Raw genomic sequence first — 14818 nt, forward strand, 5'->3', positions numbered from 1 at the left:
GGAGGGTCTGCCCTCTGCCCCCGCACGCATACGGCGGCCACCCGTAAACAACCCGGGCGGGGGACTCCGGCCCGCACGGGTGCTCATCTTCCGCACGGGAGTGCGGAGTCGGGCACCGCCACCGCCGGCGCCCGGCGTTGTCGGCACCCGGCACCGCCGGCACCTGCCACCCGGCACCGCCGGACGCTGTCCGCCCGGTGCGGCGCCGTTCCACCGCGACCTGAACGCGGTGGAACGGCCCGTCGCGTCAGCCGGCCGCCAGCAGCGCCTCCAGCGCCGTCGCGGTCCCCGGGTGACCGGTCAGGAGCGCGGCCCCCCGCGGGGCGTCCGCCGCGGGACCCTCCCAGGCGCCCTCGCAGCCGAGCAGCCCCGCCAGCGCGTCGCACGTCGCCGGGTGCGCGGCGAGGAGCGCGACACCACGGGCCGCGCCGCCCGGCCGGCCCTTCGGGACGGCCGCGGGCTCCTGCGGGGCACGCCACGGCGGCACCCAGGAGTCCAGCTCCGCCAGCCGGGCCGGGAAGACGCGGCCCGCCTCGCGGATCAGCAGCGGGGCCAGCTCCGCGCCGCCCGCCCGCAGGCTGGTGATCAGCGTCGGCAGCCAGGGCAGCAGCACCGGGTCCGGAAGCCGCGCGAAGGCGTTCGACACCGCCTCGACGACGAAGTCCGCCAGCTGCGGCACCGGTTCCAGGGCGTGCACGAACCCGCTGAGGTAGCGCGGGTAGGCGGGCACCACCAGGGGGTTGCCGAGCAGTTCGTCGCAGCGGGCCCGCAGCTTCGTCCGGGACAGCGTGCCGAGGTGGGTCTGCGCCGCCCACAGCAGTGCCGTGCGGGACGGCTCCCCCGGATGGGACTGGGCGAGGGCCAGCTCCAGTTGGGTACGGTCGCAGCCCAGGGAGAGGGCGAGGCCCTCCATGCTGAAGAGGAACCCCAGCATGGCGGCGACCTGCCGGACGGTGGCGTCCTCGTCGGTGAACGCCGTCGGCAGCAGCGTGCAGTAGTGCGCGTAGCCGGTCTTGACGAAGGACTCGATCCACGGCGGCAGGACCGGCTCGGCGGTGCGGTAGTACGCCAGCAGGCGGCGCACCCGGCGCAGCACCTCGGGGGCGCCGTCCACGCTGCGCTCCGCCGCGAGGACCTCCAGGGCGCGGGTGCCCAGTTCGTCGGCGAGGCGGCGGCTGCGCAGATGGAGGACGGCGTCCTCGACGGTCTCCAGGACCTGCGCCGTCGTCGCCTGCGGGGCGTACGCGGCGCGCCGCAGCCGCTGTTCCAGGACCTGCTCGATGCTGACGCCCTCGTAGCCGAGCTCGATGAGGGCGCGCTGGTGGGTGCCGAGGGCCAGGTCCCAGGACTCCTGGATGGCACGCTCCCCCAGGCGCCGGTCGCCCATGATCGGCCGGGCGGCGCCCTGGGGCAGCAGTCGGCGCAGCATCCACAGCACGTCGGAGCAGCGCTCCAGTTCGGGCCGGGCGGCGATGTCCAGCAGGGCGCGCTGCACGCCGCGCTGCTGGAGCTTGAGGTTCAGCGGGGCGAGCCGGTCGTGGACGTCCCGGGCGAGGGGCGGCAGGGCGTCGTAGCCGACCTGGCCGATCCGGTCGCCGCCCATCATGATCTCGACGAGCCGGCCGATGTCGCGGCGCCCCGGTACGGTCTCCTTCTCGATGCAGGTGACGGCCGCGTCCTGGAAGTCGTACGGGGTCGGGCGGACCCGGTCGCGCATTCCGGCCAGCAGGATCGACGTCTCGAACACCGCGATGGCGTCGGCGGTGGAGGCGAGGTAGCCGTTGCGCCGCGCGGCCCGCACGATCTCCACCGACCAGCCGAGCAGTTCGGCCTCGTCGAGGGGGTCGAGGGCGGGCGGCCGCCGGAGGAACCCGGTGAGCCGGTCGGCCGGCGGGGCCTGGGCGGCGGGCGGCGCGGGCACGGCCGCCCTCCTCGGCCTGGTGCTCTTCTTCGTGCCGGCCTGCCCCTCCAGGCGGTACGGCCGCACACCGGTCCGCTTGAGGTTCTTGGCCCATTCCGACGCGGCGATGGACACGGATCCGGCGGCGAGGCCGAACTGCGCCTCGATCGCGGCGTGGCTGGAGGGGATGAGCCCGTGCCGCCATGTGGTGGGGGTGGGCGGGGTGATGGTGAAGGTGTCGCCGCCTGCCACGCCGAACTCCTCGACGCGGCTGGCGGCGTGGAACGCGCCGCAGACGTAGAGGCAGTCGGCGGGGTCGGTGCCGGTGGCCGCCAGGTGCTCGCGCATCCGCGTCCACATGTACCGTTCGCGGTCCTCGTCGACCCGGACCCGGCGCTGGTCGCCGGGTGCCAGGCGCCGGAAGAGGCTGCCGATGAGCAGCATGACCTGCCGGTAGGTGTCGTGGTCGCTGTCGCCGAGCGGCAGTTCGACGTACTGGTGCCACCACTCCGACCAGTGCCGCACCCGGCCGTGGCGCAGCAGGTGCTCCTCCAGTTCGGCGAAGCGGGGCCGCAGGTCGCCGATCTCGACGCCGACCGCGTCGCCGTGCAGGACGCTCTCCTCGTCGGCGGGCGGCGCGTCCGGGTCGGTGCCCGCGGCGGGCGGGGTCTCCCACTGGAACACGTGGTCCGAGGAGCGGTCGACGAGGACGAGCTCGACGCCCGGGGTGTCGAGGGCGTAGGCGATCGCCTGGTACTCGGCGGAGGCCTCGGTGACCGGGGCGACCACCGACAGCGGTGACCATTCGGCGGGGAAGCCCTCCACCTCGGTCGCGAACGCCTGCAGCGCCACCGGGAGGCGGCAGTTGCGCAGCTCGGTCAGGAGAGGCGCCATGTCCTCGCACAGCTCCAGGTAGACCACCTTCGGCTGCTTCTCGCGCAGCCGGCGGGCCATGGCGAGCGCCGAGGCCGGGGAGTGGTGGCAGACCGGGAAGATCTCCAGCGGCTCGCGCACGGCGCGCTCGACGTCGTCGACGATGCCGCGGAGGATTCCCTCCAGGGCACCGGGCCCGTCGGCGAACGCGGCCGCCGCGTCCTGGAGCTGGGTGCGCAGGGCGCCGAACGCACCCTCGGGCGGAGCGCTCACGACAGGGTCGCGATCGCGTCGCGGCCGCCCTCCAGGAACTCCGGCCAGGAGCCCCCTTCCTCCTTGCTGCGCGGCTCGACGACGCCGTGCAGGTACTTGTTGAGGATGGCGAGGTCCTCGGGTTCGCGGCGGGCGAGGGAGCCGACCAGGGAGGAGGCGAGGGTGCGTGCGGTCAGGGCGCGCTCGCCGAAGAAGTTGCTGTGCAGGACGGCGTCCTCCAGGACGCCGATCTGTTCGGCGGTGGACAGCGCGGACTCCAGCTTCTCGTCGTCGCCGGCCGCCGCGGCGGCGGAGGCGCGCAGGTCGGCGAAGCTCTGCAGCAGCACGTCCAGCAGGGTGGGCGGGACCTCCAGTTCGATCTGGTGGCGGCGCAGCAGCTCCTCGGTGCGGAAGCGGACGATCTCCGCCTCGCTCTTCTTGTTCGTCACGACGGGGATGCGGACGAAGTTGAAGCGGCGCTTGAGGGCCGAGGACAGGTCGTTGACACCCCGGTCGCGGCTGTTGGCGGTGGCGATGACGGAGAAGCCCGGCTTGGCGAACACGATGCCGTCGCTGTCGAGTTCGGGGACCGAGATGTACTTCTCGGACAAGATGGAGATCAGGGCGTCCTGGACGTCGCTGGTGGATCGGGTGAGTTCCTCGAACCGGCCGATCGTGCCGGTCTCCATCGCGGTCATGATCGGCGAGGGGATCATCGATTCGCGGGACTGGCCCTTGGCGATGACCATGGACACGTTCCACGAGTACTTGATGTGGTCCTCGGTGGTGCCGGCCGTGCCCTGGACGACCTGGGTGGAGTTGCGGCAGATGGCGGCGGCGAGCAGCTCGGCCAGCCAGCTCTTGCCGGTGCCGGGGTCGCCGATGAGCAGCAGGCCGCGGTCGGAGGCGAGGGTGACGATGGCCCGCTCGACGATGCCGCGGTCGCCGAACCACTTCTGGGAGACGTCCCGGTCGAGGCCGTCCGCCCGCTCGGAACCCAGGACGAACAGCCGGATCATCTTGGGCGACAGCCGCCAGGAGAACGGCTTGGGACTGTCGTCCACCGACTCCAGCCAGTCCAGTTCCTCGGCGTACTTGATCTCGGCGGGGGCGCGCAACAGGTCGGACATCGACAGGCCTTTCTGCGGAAGGGCGAGAGGGAGGAGAGAGGGGCAAAACGGGCGTCTCAGGTGAGGAACGTCTTCAGCTCGTGCACGAGCTTGCGGATGTGACCGGAGAGCACGGGTGTGCCGAGGTCCTTGAAGCGTTCCCGGAACCAGGGGTTGACGCTGCCGCGGCCGGAGCTGGTCACCGAGCCGACGGGGATGAACTTGACCCCCGAGCGGTGCAGGGCGGCCATGCTGTCGTAGAGGGCCTCGCCGCGCCACTCGTAGAAGTCGGAGATCCACACCACGACGGTGTTGCGCGGCTCGGCGATCTTCGGCTGGGCCAGGGCCATGGCGACGGTGCCGTCGGTGCCGCCGCCGAGGTTGGTGCGCAGGAGCGTCTCGAAGGGGTCGTGCACCCAGGGAGTCAGGTCGAGCGCCTGGGTGTCGTACGCGATGAGGTGGACGTCGACCTTCGGCAGCCCGGCGAAGATCGAGGCCAGGATGGTGCAGTTGACCATGGAGTCGACCATCGAGCCGGACTGGTCCACCACGACGACGAGCCGTTGCGGTGTCGTCCTGCGGGCGGTGTGCCGGTAGTAGAGGCGGTCGACGTAGAGCCGCTCCTCCTCGGGGCTGTAGTTGGTGAGGTTCTTCCAGATGGTGCGGTCGAGGTCGAGGTTGCGGAACACCCGCTTCGGCGGGACGGACCGGTCGAGGGCGCCGGCCGTGGTCTTCTCGACCTGGGTGCGCAGCACTTCGGCGACCTCGTCGACGAACCGGCGGATCAGCGCCTTGGCGTTGGCGAGGGCGACCCCGGAGAGGTTGTTCTTGTCCCGCAGCAGTTGCTCGATCAGCGACATGCTCGGGGTGAGCCGGGCGGCGAGCGCGGGATCGGCGAGCACCTCGCGCAGGTGCATCCGCTTGACCAGGTCGCCTTCGAGGGCGCCGAGTTCGGGTCCGATCTGCGGGATCAGCCGGCTGAGGTCGGGGGTCCGGCCGTTGCCGCCCGAGCCGGTCGGGCCGACTCCGCGGCCGCCGCCGGCCCGTCCGCCGCGCAGGTCGCCGGGCGAGCAGCCGAGCGCGCGCTCCAGCCAGCCGGCGTCGGACTGCCAGCGCGCGAGCTGACCCGCGCTGACGGCTCCGGTGCCGGTGGCGAAGACGTTGAGCAGCACCTTGGAGACGAGGGCCGCGCGCCGCACCTCGGCCGGACGGTCACGCGTGTCGTCGGCGTCGGGATCGGGATCGGCCGTAGGGTCGGCGGCGGGTTCGGGTTCGGGAACCATCAGGCCGTCGAACTCGGCGGCCAGCTCCGGGTGGCGCTGCACGATGGAGTCGACGGAGGCTCCCGGGTCCAGCAGCGCGGGCGGCAGGCCGATGTCCTCGACGACGGCAAGGCTCGCGGACTCCAGCGCGGCCTGCTCCTCCGGGTCGAAGAGGCGGGCCAGGAGCCGCCAGTAGAGGACCTGCCGACGGTTGTCGTGGTTGTCGTGGGGGGCGGCCTCGGTCTCGGCCGGGTGCTGGACGCCGGTCTCGGGCTCGGTCATTTCCGCAGCAGCCTTCCCGCCCGCTCCCGCAGGACGGTCACGGCGTCCGTGGCGGCCTTCTCGGCCTTGGCGCCGGTCTTGTCGGTGGTACCGCCCGCCCAGGCGCCCGCCTGGAGGGCGGTGGTCTTCCTGCGCACCGTGGTCTCGACGGCGAGCGGCTGGAGGTGGAACGCGCCGTCGTCCCAGCGCAGCAGGGCGATGCAGGCGCTGGAGGCGGCCACCGCCGCGGGGGTGAGGGGGCCGGCGGCGGGGATGCGGTCGGTGTCCACGGCGAGGGAGTGTCCGGCGAAGCCGAAGGCGATCGTGGAGTCGCCGTCCTGCCGGGTTGCGTAGCCCTCCAGGAACACCGGTTCGGCCAGGCGCGCGGGGTGGCGGTCCAGCGGTGCGGTGGGCGGTGCCGTGGCGACCGGGAGGGCGACGCGGGCGGTGGCGAAGGCGTCGGCGGGGTCGCCCGTGCGGGCCCGGTCGTCGTCCCAGACCAGGTCGCCCTCCTCGGTGAGGGGCATGTCGGTGAGCTGCATGGACCGGCCTTCGCCGAGGGCGGTGAGCAGCGCCAGGTGGGGCCGCAGGAGCTGCCAGACGCCGGCCGCGACGACGGTGTCCGGCTTGGGCACGGAGACGCTCGCGCGCACCAGGCGGGCCGGGCCGCCGTCCGCGGGCTCGAACACCGCGTGGACCTGCGCCTGGGCGGCCGTCGCGTGTTCGTGCAGGTCGACGCCGAGAGGAAGCAGCCGGCCGGTGGCGGGGGCGCTCGGTGCCGGCTCTGCGGCGCCGGGCCGGGTCAGCAGCAGGGCGCGCGCCCACAGGTCGCCCCAGCGGCGGGCGGGGAAGCGGTCCAGGGCGGCGCCGGGGCAGGAGGCGGCGAGTTCGGCGGCGAAGCCGTCGAGCAGGGTGGCCAGTCGGCGCAGTGCGGGGTCGGGCAGCATCGCGGAGACGATCTGCGCGGCCGAGCCGACGAGTTCGTGGTCGATGCCCTGCCAGCCTGCGCGGGCGAGGTCGGCGAGCCAGGTCCGTGCGGCCAGCAGCAGGTTGACGGTCTGTGACGGTACCGGCGCGGGTGCCGCGGCCTCGCCGCGGGTGCGGCCGGTGCTCTCGTCGGCGCGGGCCGTCAGGGCGTCGTGGGTGGCGCCCAGGAGGGCGGTGCGGGCGGCGGCGAGGGCGACGAGGTGGTCCTCGCCCGCGGCGCCCGCCGCCGCCTTCTCGACGGCTTCCGCGACCCGGGCGGCCAGCGGCGAGCCGGCCACGGCGTGGGCGAGTTCCGTCAGGTCGGCGACGCGGGCGGGCTGCGGGCGGAGCAGGCCCGCGACGAGGGCCCGGTCGAAGGCGTCGACCGCCGCCAGCGCCTCGTCGAGTCCGTCGACGGGGGCGGTCAGCGGGTGCGCGAGCCCCGCTTCCGTGACGGGCTCGGCCGCGCGCGCGGGCGGTCCGGGGGCGTCCGCCGTCCTGGTCGGCGGGAACCACTGCATCTCGGGCAGCGGGGCCGTGGTGGGGGCGAGTTCGAGGTAGGCGAGGTGCCGCAGGAAGCGGCTGAAGACGGAGGCCGCCGCGGTCTTGCCGTCGGCCGGGGCGGGCCGGGCGGCGGTCATGGCGCCGGTGATGCCGGGCGCCGTCGCCTCCCCGCCGGCCGGCTCGACGCGCAGGTAGCGGGCGACGCGCTCGGCGCCGTACTGCAGGACGGCCTCGGTGATCAGGGCGCGGATGTGGTTGCAGTACGAGCCGCGCGCACCGCCGCAGGGGCGGTTGTTGTTGGTGCTGCACGCGAACGCGTACGTCCCGGCGGCCACCGACGAGACGTACACGCGCTCGATGTCCGAGCCGCTGGAGACGACGCCCTGGAGGCGTCCGTCGGCCAGTTCGACGAAGGGGACCTTGGCGAGTTTGCGGGGCCGCGCGGGCGGTACCACGCGGGCCGTGCTCGACTTCTCCCAGTCCGACAACGCACCATCTCCTTTGCAGCACAAAACCCGGTCGCGCCGAGTCGGCGCAGCACAGGGGGGCTGTCGCACCGGAGTCGGTGCGACAAGAACGAAGCTATCGGTGACCACTGACAACGCCCCTCGGTCACCTGTGCGGAGCGGCTCCGGCGCCCTTCACCCGCCGCCGGACCGGCGGGTGGCCGGGGCCCGGCGCGGCGTCGGGCGCCTCGGCCGAAGCGGAGTCGGGTGCGGGGTCGGGTGCGGGGCCAGTCGCGGTAGGGGATGCGAGCGAGTTCGCCGACCTCGCCGACGGTGCTCCACTCGTCGCCGCCGAGCCGGGCCGGTGGCCGCAGCCTGCGGATGTCGGGCCGGCCGTCGACGACGGCGTCCTCGTGCACGGCGGCGTGCACGACCTGCCCGAGGACCAGGGTGGAGTTGCCGATGCCCAGGGTGGAGTGGAGCCGGCATTCGAGCGCCACCGGAGAGGCGGCCACGCGGGGCGGCGCCACGAGCAGCGAGGGCTCCCGTTCGATGCCGACGGCGTCGAACTCGTCCACCTCTGCGGGGAAGTCGACCGCGCTGGCGTTGATCTGCTCGAGAAGCGGCTCGGGGGCGAGGTTGACGACGAACTCGCCGGTGGCCTCGATGTTGCGCAGCGAGTCCTTGCGGCCCACGGAGGTGAACTGGACGATCGGCGGGTCGGTGCAGGCCACGGTGAAGAAGGAGTGCGGTGCGAGGTTCGCGATGGTGCCGTCGGCCGCCAGGGTCGACACCCAGGCGATGGGCCGGGGTACGACGACGGCGGTGAGGAGCCGGTAGAAGGCTCCGGCGCCCATGCTGTCGGGGGAGTGGTCGATGCGCATGGCGCCCGTTCCACCGGACCGGCCGGGTCCCGGCGCCTGCCGCCCCGGCCTCAGCCGACGTCCCAGAGGAAACGGTGGGTGTGGATGGCGAAATAGGGGAACGACTGGACGGCGGCGACGCCTTCGAGCTGCCGGACGGTGTCGTTGACGAAGTCCAGCAGCTCCTTGGCGGTGGGGCTGACGACCTCGGCGAAGAGGTCGAACCCGCCCGAGGTGAGCACGGAGTAGACGACCTCGGGGTGGCCGGCGAGCGCGTCGGCGACGGGCCGCGGGTCGCCGTCGGCGGTGATGCCGAGGAGGGCCATGGCCTGCCCGCCCATGGCCATCGGATCGGTGACGCCGACGACCTGGACGGCGCGGGAGTCCAGCAGGCGTTGCAGTCGCTGCCGGGCGGCGGACGCGGAGAGTCCGACTCTCGGACCGAGGTCGGCGTACGCGATGCGTCCGTCGGTCTGCAGTTCGCGCAGGATGGCCCGGTCGATCTCGTCCATGGGGTGCGTCCTCTTCCTGTCCTGCCGTCAGCGGCGAGGTTCAGCCGGCCAGTTCGGCCAGGGCCGACGCGAACAGCTCGGTGTGCGTGTCCACGTCCTGTTCCGTCGTGTCGGGGCACATGAGGGCCATGTTGTGGAACGGGGTGAGCAGGATGCCCCGGTTGGCGAGGTAGAGGTGGAGGAAGTCCTCCAGCTCGGTGTCGCCGGCCGCCGCGGCCTCGGTGCCGGTGCGGGGCGCCGGGGCGGTGAAGCGGTACTCGGTGCGGGCGCCGAGGCGGCTGACGGACCAGGGCAGGCCGTGGGCCTCGATGCCGGCCCGGACTCCGGCCTCGAAGCGCTCGGACAGCTTGTGCATGTGGGCGAACGCCTCGTCGGTGAGGACGTGTTCGAGGGTGGCGCGGGTCGCGGCGACCGACAGGGCGTTGCCCGCGAGGGTGCCGCCGACGCCGCCCATGTCGACGAGGTCGAGGTCGTCGCGGCCGAGGAGCCGGTCGGCGAGGTCGGCGGACAATCCGTAGGCGCCCGCCGGGATGCCGCCGCCGATGGCCTTGCCGATGGTCAGGACGTCGGGCTCCAGGTCCCAGGCGGCGGTGCAGCCGCCGGGTCCGGCGGAGAAGGTGTGCGTCTCGTCGTTGACGAGGAGCGCGCCGTGCCGGCGGGTCAGTTCGCGTACGCCCGCGAGATAGCCGGGCTCGGGCAGGACGATGCCGATGTTGGTGAGCGCGGGCTCCATGAGGACGGCGGCCACGTCGCCGTGGGCGAGTTCGCGCTCCAGGTGCTCCAGGTCGTTGAACTCGGCGACCCGGCTGGTGAGGGTGACGTCGCAGGGCGCTCCGACGTTGCCGGGGCGGGCCTGGCCGTTGCCGTCGGGGCCCGTCACGATCAGGGACTCGTCGACGCTGCCGTGGTAGCAGTAGCTGTTCACCAGGATCTTCGGGCGACCGGTGACGGCGCGGGCGAGGCGGACGGCCCAGCGGTTGGCGTCGGTCGCGGTGAGCGAGAAGCTCCAGCGGGTGAGCCCGAAGCGGCGGGACAGCTCCGCGCCCACCCATTCCGCGTCCTCCGTGGGCAGCATCGCGGTCGCGCCGCCGAGCGCGGTGAGGCGCCGGTGCACGGCGTCGCCGACGGCGGCGGGAGAGTGGCCCGCCATGGCTCCGGTGTCCCCGAGGCAGAAGTCGATGTACTCGTGCCCGTCGAGGTCGCGGACGCGGGCGCCGCGCGCGGAGTCCAGATAGCGGGGGAAGGCGCCGGCCGTCTTGTTCATCCAGGTCATCGGCACGCGTCCGAAGAGGTGGTCGGCGCGGTCGTAGGCGGCCCGGGAACGCGGGTTGTGCCGCTCGGCGTCCGCGCTCTCGCGGGCCAGCAGGTGACGCAGTCGGGCACGGTCCATGGCACACCCCGGATCGACGGAACGAGTGAACACCCGGAACCTACGACCGAAAACGAGAGAAAGGCAAGGCTCGACGATCGATTCGACGGTTGTGACACTCGAATCCGTTGCCGACGCGACCGCCCCGCGCGAGCCGGGCTTCGGCGTGATCGCCACGCCCCTCGGACCCGACACCGACGCGACGGTCGTGGCGTTCGGACCCGACGCCCACGCGGCCGCCCCGCCCGGCTCAGCCGTCGACGCGGTCGGCCCCCTCCCCCGCCGGGGACGCGGAGCGGACCCGGGCGACGGCCGCCGCCACCTGTTCGCGGACGGCCTCCGGCGGCGGGTCCCCCTCCACCGCGTCGACGAGGTCGCGGGCGAGGTGGTGCAGCTTGGTGTTGGTGCGCTGGGAGGCGTCGACCAGCACCCGCCAGGCGTCCTGCGCGCTCAGGCCGAACGAGGCCATGAGGATGCCGCGGGCGAGGTCGATCACCGGGCGGGTCCGCATGGCCCGTCGCAGCTGGACGACCTCGGCGCGCAGGTCCTGCTCGCCGTCGGGGCCCTGCGGCGGGCCGGGGTCGGGCGCGGCGTCCGCGGGGTGGGGGTCGGCGTCGGCGAACAGCTGCGCCGTGCCGGTCAGTTCGAGGAGCCGTTCCACCGCGGGGGCGGCCGAGCGGACGACGACCTTCTTGCCCTGCCGCAGGCCCCGCTCGCGCAGTTCGAGCAGCACGTTCAGGGCGGCGCAGTCGCAGAACACGACAGCGCCGAGATCCAGTTCCACGGCGCCGGCCGCGGCGGCCAGCGCCGCCCGCAGGGCGTGCCCGAGCTGCTCGGCGGCGTCCAGGTCCAGCTCGCCGCGGATCTCCACGGCCACCCGGTCACCCCGCGCGTGCAGGGAGACCCAGGGCACCGGCCGGATGTGCGGCGTGCCGCTCGCCCCGGCCCTCGGGCCGCCCTCTCCCGCGCCGCGCTCCGTGTCGTACGCAGGCTCTGCCATGACCGCCTCCCCGGTCACCGTCCTCACCCTCCCAGATTCACTCCGATACCCGTGACAGGTCAACTGATACACGAAATTCAGTTCCGGTTTTTGTGTACGTGAATCCCCGGTCGTACTATTGCGCCATGGAAGGAGTGCCCGCATCGCACCCCGGATGGACGTTCCTGACGAACCACGCCCGCGTGCTGGCGGTCATCGCGGACAACCGGACGGCCCGGATCCGCGACATCGCCGCGCGCTGCCGACTGACCGAACGCGCCGTCCAGAAGATCATCGCCGACCTGGAGCAGGACGGGTACCTGTCCCACACCCGGGAGGGCCGCGGCAACACCTACCGGATCCAACCGGGCAAGGTGCTGCGCCACCCGGCCGAGGCGGGACTGACGGTGGCCGCCCTGCTCTCCCTGCTCGTCCAGGACGAGACGCACCGCACCCGCGATCCCGAACCGGGTACCGGCGGGGCGTGACCGGACCGGATCACCACGGCCGCGCGCACCACCCCCGGACGGTCAACTCGGGAGGAGCCAAACGCCGTTGCGGCGAAGAGAGACCAAGGTCACGAATACGTATCGGACATTTGACCCCTGAATCTTCACACCAGCCACACAAGTTGGCTAGGTTGACGCAAGGCCGCACGACCGACTCCGGCGAACCCCGCCGGCCGCGTGGCCTCCGCCGAGTCCGGGGCACCACGTGCCGCGGCCGGAGCCGGGACCGTTCACCCCCGGGGTGAGACGCTCGACCGCCCGACGGGAGGGCGGGCACGGGAGCACCTTGCCCCAAGGGCCGTTCCCGGACCCACCGCCCACTCGGCCGGCGGAGCACGGAAGGAGTACGTCTTCCATGGCGACGGATCGCACCGCGCTCCCGACGGGCACCGGTTCCGCACGCATCGAGGACGCCGGCGCGCCGAGCCGTGCGGAGGTCCAGCAGCGGGTCAGCGCCCTGTACGACCGGGCCGAGGCCGACACCGGGACCTTCAACGCCACCCGTGCCCGGTCGGGCGGAGGCGGCCGCCGGACCGTCACCTCCGTCGCCAACAGCGGGCGGCCGGCGTCCGACCCCTCGCTGGAGGCCGTGACCCGCCAGTGGTTCGACATGGCGCGCAGCCGGCTCGGACCGACCATCCCCGCCACCCTGCCCACCGACCGCCTGCCGGCGCCCGTCCCGCGCCCGCGGAGCGCACCGGAACTGCCGCCCGGCGGCGGTGCCGCGCGGGAGCTGGAGGCGGGCGGCCGGCTCGAACTGGAGCCGGGCGGCCGACACGCACCGGAGCTGACCGGACGGACCCCGGCCGCACTGCCGGCGGCACCCGCCGCCCCGTCGCGGGCGCCCGGGGCGCTGCCGCCCGTCCCGGCGGCTTCCGCGTCCTCCCCCGCACCGGCCGCTCCGCAGGCGTCCCTGCGCAGCGGCAAGGAGACCATCCGGCGGAAGCTCACCGTCGCCCGCGAGGTGCTGGCCCGCGCCGTCCCGCAGCCGGTGCAGCCGCTCCCCGCGATCGAGTCGCGGCCGGTCGAGCAGCCCTGGGACACCGGGCAGCGGCAGGCCTACCGCCCCGGGACGGACACCTGGGCGGGACAGCGGACCGACACCGGGGACGACGCCCTCACGGCGACCGGCCGCAACGCCGTCGTCCTCCCCGCCGCCGAGACCGGCTCCCCCGTGCTCGCCACGGAGTGGGGGACGCCCGCGTACGACTTCCCCGCGCCCGCCGCGCAGTCGGGGTCACCCGCCTACGACTTCCCCGTCCCCACCTCGGACTTCGCCGTGCCCCAGCCTCCGCTGGCGGCACCCCCGAACGCCTTCCCGGAGCCCGAGACGGGCCTCCTGGCGGCCAGTTACGGCGATCTCCTGGCTCCCGCGCCCGGACCCACCGCACCGGTCGTCCCGCCCCAGCCGGCCCAGGCCACGCTTCCGGCACCGGAACCGGCCTTCGCCGGCGCCGGGTTCCCCCTCCCCGTCCCCGAAATCGGCCTCCCGCTGCCCGAGTTCACCCTTCCGACCGCACCGGCGGCCGCCCCCGCCCCGCCCGCCCTCGGCGTCACCACCCATGCGACCGGGACCGGGTACCTCGGCAAGGCGGACAAGGCCCTCGCCTTCGCCCGCGCCCAGATCGGCAGGCCGTGCGTGACAGGTGCCACGGGGCCGGAGTCGTACGACTGCTCCAGCCTCACCCGGGCCGCCTGGCGGGCCGCGGGGGTGACGCTGCCGCGCACGGCGCTCGACCAGGCGCGGGCCTTCACCCGGGTCGCCCTGGACGACCTGCGCCCCGGCGACCTGGTCTTCTTCCACGACGACCTGAGTCACACCGGTCTGTGCACGGGCGACGGCATGATGATCCACGCCCCGGGCCCCGGCGCGGCCATCCGCGAGGACTCGGTCCACGCTCTCGGTGAAGGCGCCCTGCGCGGAGCGGTGCGACCTGCCTGATTCCGCCCCGCCCGGTCACCCGGTGTGACGAGAATCGCTCACCGCACACCCGAGTTCGCCCGCATCTGCTGCCGGCGAGCGTTGTTGTAGACGCGCAGCAGGTGCTTCGAGACCGCACACGGCACGGCGTCGTAGTGACACTGCCGACAGGTGCGGGCGTGCTCCTCGTAGGTGGCAAGGGCTTGCTGCAGGGCGTCCTCGGGCGAGGTCATCGGGGTCCTCCGAAGGAAATGATGGTCGCGGGGCCCCACCTACCGGCCAGTAAGCCCCTCTCGGAAAGAAGAGTGGATCATGTTACTGACGGTAGTGGAAATTCGGATTCCGCCTGCTCGCGGAAACCGGCCACGGCACATCCGGCCCGCCCCTACACTGAGGCGCCGTCAGGGCCGCGCGGGCGCGGGGCCCGCCCACCACGACGGGAGGCCGGCGTGACCGGCGAGGACGGGAAGCGGCGCGCGGCGGCGGTGTTCGACGCGCTCGGATCCGGGTACGAGAAGGCCTTCGCCCACTCCGAGGGGCATCATCGATCGCTGCGGTGGCTGCTCGGACGGCTCGCGCCGGGCAGCCGGGTGCTGGACGTGGGCAGCGGGACGGGCCGGCCGACGGCCGAGACCCTGGCGGACGCCGGGCACGACGTGCTGGGCGTCGACGTCTCCCCCGTCATGGTCGGCCTCGCCGCCCGGCAGGTCCCCGGAGCGACGTTCCGGTGCGTCGACGCACGGGGACTGCCGCTGGAAGATGGCTCGTTCCACGCGGTCTGCGTCTACTTCTCCCTGCTCCAGATGGACCGCGCCCAGCAGAGCGCTCTGGTCGGCCGGCTGGCACGGGCCCTGGTGCCGGGGGGCAGCCTCGTCCTCGCCACGGTGCCGTTGGACGTGGAGGGCGTGGAGGCGGTGTTCATGGGGCAGCCGGTGCGGGTCACCAGCTTCGCCCGCGACGACCTCGTCGAGATGGTGAGGGGCGCGGGGCTGACGGTGCTGGCCGAGGAGAACATGCTGTTCACCCCCGACCACCCCGAGGCCGTACCCGAGCCGCACGTCTTCCTGCACTGCGGACGGCAGTAGCCGCCTC

11 protein-coding genes and 2 pseudogenes are annotated in these 14818 nt (G+C 73.8%); 3 read left to right on the forward strand and 10 right to left on the reverse strand.

Annotated features, from left to right (window positions below; genetic code table 11):
• Positions 1–247 precede the first annotated feature (247 nt).
• The 9 genes and pseudogenes from AB0N31_RS02150 to AB0N31_RS02190 form a co-directional block, all read right to left on the reverse strand.
• Positions 248–3046: a hypothetical protein gene (locus AB0N31_RS02150; protein ID WP_366056405.1), complete on the reverse strand. Its 2799-nt coding sequence runs from the start codon at positions 3044–3046 to the stop codon at positions 248–250.
• Positions 3043–4155, reverse strand: coding sequence for an AAA family ATPase (locus AB0N31_RS02155; RefSeq protein WP_366056406.1), 1113 nt, complete (start codon positions 4153–4155; stop codon positions 3043–3045). Before AB0N31_RS02155 ends, AB0N31_RS02150 begins: the two co-directional genes overlap by 4 nt.
• A gap of 56 nt (positions 4156–4211) precedes the next feature.
• The gene (locus AB0N31_RS02160; protein ID WP_366056407.1) at positions 4212–5678 is read right to left on the reverse strand and encodes a VWA domain-containing protein; all 1467 of its coding nucleotides are present in this window, start codon (positions 5676–5678) and stop codon (positions 4212–4214) included.
• Positions 5675–7051: a hypothetical protein gene (locus AB0N31_RS02165; protein ID WP_366056598.1), complete on the reverse strand. Its 1377-nt coding sequence runs from the start codon at positions 7049–7051 to the stop codon at positions 5675–5677. Before AB0N31_RS02165 ends, AB0N31_RS02160 begins: the two co-directional genes overlap by 4 nt.
• A gap of 69 nt (positions 7052–7120) precedes the next feature.
• Positions 7121–7615: pseudogene (locus AB0N31_RS02170) on the reverse strand (hypothetical protein); the annotation flags it as partial.
• Between the two features lie 242 nt (positions 7616–7857).
• Positions 7858–8457: pseudogene (locus tag AB0N31_RS02175) on the reverse strand (flavin reductase family protein); the annotation flags it as partial.
• Positions 8458–8507: 50 nt separating this feature from the next.
• Positions 8508–8948, reverse strand: a complete 441-nt coding sequence (locus tag AB0N31_RS02180) for an Lrp/AsnC family transcriptional regulator (protein ID WP_366056408.1) — start codon at positions 8946–8948, stop codon at positions 8508–8510.
• 40 nt (positions 8949–8988) lie between these two features.
• Positions 8989–10338, reverse strand: a complete 1350-nt coding sequence (locus tag AB0N31_RS02185; RefSeq protein WP_366056409.1) for a transaminase — start codon at positions 10336–10338, stop codon at positions 8989–8991.
• A 229-nt stretch (positions 10339–10567) separates the two neighbouring features.
• Positions 10568–11317: an anti-sigma factor antagonist gene (locus AB0N31_RS02190; protein WP_366056410.1), complete on the reverse strand. Its 750-nt coding sequence runs from the start codon at positions 11315–11317 to the stop codon at positions 10568–10570.
• Positions 11318–11442: 125 nt separating this feature from the next.
• Between AB0N31_RS02190 and AB0N31_RS02195 the strand changes: the two genes are divergently transcribed.
• Positions 11443–11784 carry a helix-turn-helix domain-containing protein gene (locus AB0N31_RS02195; RefSeq protein ID WP_366056411.1) on the forward strand — a complete coding sequence of 114 codons (342 nt, stop codon included), beginning with the start codon at positions 11443–11445 and terminating at the stop codon, positions 11782–11784.
• A gap of 376 nt (positions 11785–12160) precedes the next feature.
• The gene (locus AB0N31_RS02200; RefSeq protein WP_366056412.1) at positions 12161–13747 is read left to right on the forward strand and encodes an NlpC/P60 family protein; all 1587 of its coding nucleotides are present in this window, start codon (positions 12161–12163) and stop codon (positions 13745–13747) included.
• Between the two features lie 38 nt (positions 13748–13785).
• Here AB0N31_RS02200 and AB0N31_RS02205 read toward each other — a convergent pair whose 3' ends face one another.
• Positions 13786–13959 (reverse strand): hypothetical protein, encoded by a 174-nt coding sequence (locus tag AB0N31_RS02205; RefSeq protein WP_366056413.1) that lies wholly within the window; start codon positions 13957–13959, stop codon positions 13786–13788.
• A gap of 216 nt (positions 13960–14175) precedes the next feature.
• Between AB0N31_RS02205 and AB0N31_RS02210 the strand changes: the two genes are divergently transcribed.
• Positions 14176–14811, forward strand: coding sequence for a class I SAM-dependent methyltransferase (locus AB0N31_RS02210; RefSeq protein WP_366056414.1), 636 nt, complete (start codon positions 14176–14178; stop codon positions 14809–14811).
• Positions 14812–14818: the final 7 nt, after the last annotated feature.

The organism is Streptomyces sp. NPDC051051 (assembly GCF_040682975.1).
Lineage (GTDB): Bacteria > Actinomycetota > Actinomycetes > Streptomycetales > Streptomycetaceae > Streptomyces.

What these genes read in the sequence shown, in the direction of transcription:
- AB0N31_RS02195 (WP_366056411.1), top strand. Translation starts at nt 11,443, where the DNA reads ATGGAAGGAGTGCCCGCATCGCACCCCGGATGGACGTTCCTGACGAAC.
- AB0N31_RS02155 (WP_366056406.1), bottom strand. Translation starts at nt 4,155, where the DNA reads ATGTCCGACCTGTTGCGCGCCCCCGCCGAGATCAAGTACGCCGAGGAA.
- AB0N31_RS02205 (WP_366056413.1), bottom strand. Translation starts at nt 13,959, where the DNA reads ATGACCTCGCCCGAGGACGCCCTGCAGCAAGCCCTTGCCACCTACGAG.
- AB0N31_RS02185 (WP_366056409.1), bottom strand. Translation starts at nt 10,338, where the DNA reads ATGGACCGTGCCCGACTGCGTCACCTGCTGGCCCGCGAGAGCGCGGAC.
- AB0N31_RS02160 (WP_366056407.1), bottom strand. Translation starts at nt 5,678, where the DNA reads ATGACCGAGCCCGAGACCGGCGTCCAGCACCCGGCCGAGACCGAGGCC.
- AB0N31_RS02200 (WP_366056412.1), top strand. Translation starts at nt 12,161, where the DNA reads ATGGCGACGGATCGCACCGCGCTCCCGACGGGCACCGGTTCCGCACGC.
- AB0N31_RS02180 (WP_366056408.1), bottom strand. Translation starts at nt 8,948, where the DNA reads ATGGACGAGATCGACCGGGCCATCCTGCGCGAACTGCAGACCGACGGA.
- AB0N31_RS02190 (WP_366056410.1), bottom strand. Translation starts at nt 11,317, where the DNA reads ATGGCAGAGCCTGCGTACGACACGGAGCGCGGCGCGGGAGAGGGCGGC.